Annotated in this window: 2 protein-coding genes and 1 pseudogene; all 3 read left to right on the forward strand. The window is 57.4% G+C overall.

Annotation, left to right across the window (positions count from 1 at the left end):
* The first annotated feature begins 46 nt into the window (after positions 1 to 46).
* The 3 genes and pseudogenes from ABSE61_RS36965 to ABSE61_RS36975 all read left to right on the forward strand — a co-directional run bounded on the left by ABSE61_RS36965 (position 47) and on the right by ABSE61_RS36975 (position 2,967).
* Positions 47 to 1,083: pseudogene (locus ABSE61_RS36965) on the forward strand (IS110 family RNA-guided transposase).
* A 188-nt stretch (positions 1,084 to 1,271) separates the two neighbouring features.
* Positions 1,272 to 2,657 carry a carotenoid oxygenase family protein gene (locus ABSE61_RS36970; RefSeq protein ID WP_423876085.1) on the forward strand — a complete coding sequence of 462 codons (1,386 nt, stop codon included), beginning with the start codon at positions 1,272 to 1,274 and terminating at the stop codon, positions 2,655 to 2,657.
* A gap of 67 nt (positions 2,658 to 2,724) precedes the next feature.
* Positions 2,725 to 2,967 carry a hypothetical protein gene (locus tag ABSE61_RS36975; RefSeq protein ID WP_423876086.1) on the forward strand — a complete coding sequence of 81 codons (243 nt, stop codon included), beginning with the start codon at positions 2,725 to 2,727 and terminating at the stop codon, positions 2,965 to 2,967.
* The last annotated feature ends 586 nt before the right edge of the window (positions 2,968 to 3,553 follow it).

Below are 3,553 nucleotides of genomic sequence, written 5' to 3' on the forward strand. Positions count from 1 at the left end.
GGGATAGTCTGCAGAGACTACCTCACAGCACCCGGAGAAGCAGCCCATGACCACGCCCTTGGCCTCGATCGGCATCGATATCGGTAAGGAAGTTTTCCATGTCGTCGGCTTTGGCACCGACGGCAAGATCGCTTTTCGGCGCAAGATCAAGCGGCTGGCGCTCGTTGAGACCTTCAAACAACGAGCATCGTCGGCATGGAGGCATGTCTCAGCGCCCACTTTGTCAGCCGAGCGCTGCGTCAACTGGGTCACCAGCCGCGGATCATCCCGGCGATCTATGTGAAGCCCTTCGTGAAGGGGCAGAAGAACGATTACAACGACGCTGAGGCGATTGCCGAAGCATCCCTGCGGCCGAACCTGCGAACCGTGCGCGAGAAGACACAGGATCAACTCGACCTTCAGGCCTGCCATCGCGTTCGCTCCCGACTGGTCTCCCGTCGGACTGCCACGATCAATCAGATCCGAGCCTTCCTTATCGAGCAAGGTATCGCGGTGAGGACCGGGTCTAGGGCTTTGCGCAACTCTCTCTTGGCAATTTTAAAGAACCGCCAGGACGAGATATCACCACGGATGAGCGGCCTGATCGCTGGCCTCTACGAAGACTGGATATCCCTTGATGAGCGGATCGAGACCATCGCGAGCGAGATCGAGAAGATCAGCGAGAAGGAAGCCAACTGCAAGCGCCTCATGAGCGTTCCCGGCATTGGCCCACTGATCTCGACTGCTGTGGTCGCTGCCATCGGCACCGGCGAGGCATTCGAGCGCGGGCGAGATTTCGGGGCATGGCTTGGTCTCGTGCCACGCCAGTACAGCACAGGTGGCCGGTCTATCCTGGGTCGCATCTCCAAGCGAGGCAGCAAATATCTTCGAACCCTATTCATCCAAGCCGCAAACGTCATCCTGATGCGGCCGCATAATTGGGAGCGTTTCAGTTTCGGAACATGGCTTGTAAACGCAGCCCCACGGATGCATCGCAACAAGCTGGCAACGGCGCTGGCCAACAAACTGGCGCGGATTGCGTGGAGCATCCTGCGCAACGAGAAGACCTTCGACATCAACCGTCACGAGGTCATGGCGATCTGAGCCAAGACCTCATCGGAGTTCGCGACAGAGAAAATGCATGGAACGGATCGATGAACGCATCAAGAGTCTGATGGCACGAATATGTTTACCTATTCACAGACCCTAGCAGTTGCGATAGCTTTGAAGAACATCGCAGTCGGCTGTCACTTCGATAGAAGCCATATTTGGGCATCTTGGGAGACACGGCAATGCACGGGCCACAAGCGCTTAACCCTTATCTGTCCGGCAACTTCGCGCCCGTACGCAGCGAAGATGAGTACGAATTAGAGATTGTCGGTGAATTCCCCACCGATTTGGCGGGCACTTATTACCGCAATGGTCCAAATCCGCAGTTCGAACCGCGTGGCCATTATCATTGGTTTACCGGCGACGGGATGATTCATGGCTTCTTCGTGGATGCCGGCAAAGTATCCTATCGCAACCGCTACGTTCGAACGCCGAAGTGGCAGCTCGAGCACGCCGCTGGTAAAGCGTTATTCGGTGGTTTCGATCCGAGGGCCACAGACCCGTCTGTGATGGGGAAGGATGGCGGCGTAGCAAACACAAACATCGTCTGGCATGCTGGCCGTCTGCTAGCACTCGAAGAGGCTCACAAACCCTTTGAGCTTGATCCGTGCAGTCTTGAATCCAGCGGCTATGCCGACGATTACCGGGGCCGTGTCACAGCTCATCCCAAGATCGATCCCGAAACGGGCGAGATGGTCTGGTTCGGCTACTCGGTCGGCGATACGCCGTTTTCGAAAACAGTCTCCTACGGCGTGACCGACGCTAAGGGCTGCGTGAAACGGCGCGATGACTTCGAGGCGCCCTTTTCGAGTTTTGTGCACGACTTCATGGTCACGCGCCGGCATGTGCTCTTTCCCATCCTGCCGTTGACCGGCGATCTCCAACGAGCAATGCGCGGTGGACCGGCCTTCGCCTGGGAACCCGATAGGGGATCCCATATCGGGGTGATGGCGCGCGATTCCGGTGTTGAGACCATGCGCTGGTTCACCACAGAGGCTTGTTACGTCTTCCATCCCATGAATGCCTGGGAAGAGGGCGACAAAATCTTCGCTGACGTGATGGAATATCCCGTTGCTCCATTGTTTCCCTTAGCCGACGGATCGATGCCTGAGCGCAGCTCAGCCCGGCTGGTGCGATGGACGCTCGACCTCGCATCGGCGTTAAGCTCCATTAGGCGTGAACCGCTGGACGACTTGCCAGGTGAGTTTCCGCGCTTTGATGAACGCCTTGCTGGCTTGGGCTACCGGCATGGGTGGTTCGCTGGCCGCGCCGGAAGGCGAGAAGATATCGACTTCGATTGCATCGCCCATATTGACATTAAGACCGGAAAACGGATGACCTATCCACTGATCGCGGGCGACGCGCCAGGAGAGCCTATCTTTGTCCCGCGTTCGCGATTCGCGCCGGAAGGTGATGGTTGGGTGATTGCGATCATCTATCGCGGAAACGAAGATCGCAGCGATTTTGCAGTCTTCAACGCTCAGGACATCGAAGCCGGACCAGTCGGGATCGCCAAGATGCCGCGACGTGTTCCATTCGGCTTTCACGGAAATTGGCGGCCAGCATAGTCGTTCGATCACGGCTGTCGCCAATTCGGTGCGACGTCTCGCCGTAGGCATCTAGAACGAAATATCTTTGGAGATCGCCGACTTCCGAGATTGTGCAGGTTTTCGGCGGCCGGAATGCAGGTCTATCGACGCGCTGAGGCGGCCGGCGGCCGAAAAGCGCCAAGGCACGAAGTCGCGGGAGGTTGAGCACCGGCGGGGCCGCGGGCGCTATGAAGAGGTGCTCGACTTAGGAAACCCCGAAGCGTGGCGGCTTCAAATTCCTACACAACTTAAACGTTTTGGCACGATTGATGCAAAAGAGGGGATTTAATGTTTTTGACTCTCGTGATTTCAAATAGTTGCGCGTGGCAGAAATAGCGCATCCGACAACTTTTGCGCGATTGAACGGTTGATCCGAATTCGGTGGCATAGCGTGAATCAATTTCTTGCGAGCAGGAACGCCTCAGGCACACATTAAAGCAAACTGGCTGGCGCTTTCGTCAAGGCAATTTTGCCATTGCCTCACCGGCTCGGCGCATCAGGGTCATGACCCGCAAGCCTTCTTGCTGTTCTTGATCATGCGTTGCACGGCGACAAATCCGCGAGTTGATCGAGGCAACTCCGCTATCGCTGTCCTCTCTCGGCCGACTACCGGTCTCTCGGCTCTTGCTCCCGCGCAGCGGGCTGGAGCGCAGCGACTTTGTGCGATGGTCATTCGTGTCGCTTCGGCGACGTCGGCGGTGAGTCCGCTCTGCCCCAACCAACTGACATCGTCAGTTAGACCGAGTACGTCGGAAAAGTGCCAAAGAACGAACCCGCTCACGCGGGATGGGCTGGCGGCGCGGTCGTGGGATCAAGTCTTCTGCGGTAACTATTTGAACGATCACAGGTGACGGGCGGTCGCTCCGTCTTGAGGA

It is taken from the genome of Bradyrhizobium sp. (assembly GCF_049519115.1).
Classification (GTDB): Bacteria; Pseudomonadota; Alphaproteobacteria; order Rhizobiales; family Xanthobacteraceae; genus Bradyrhizobium.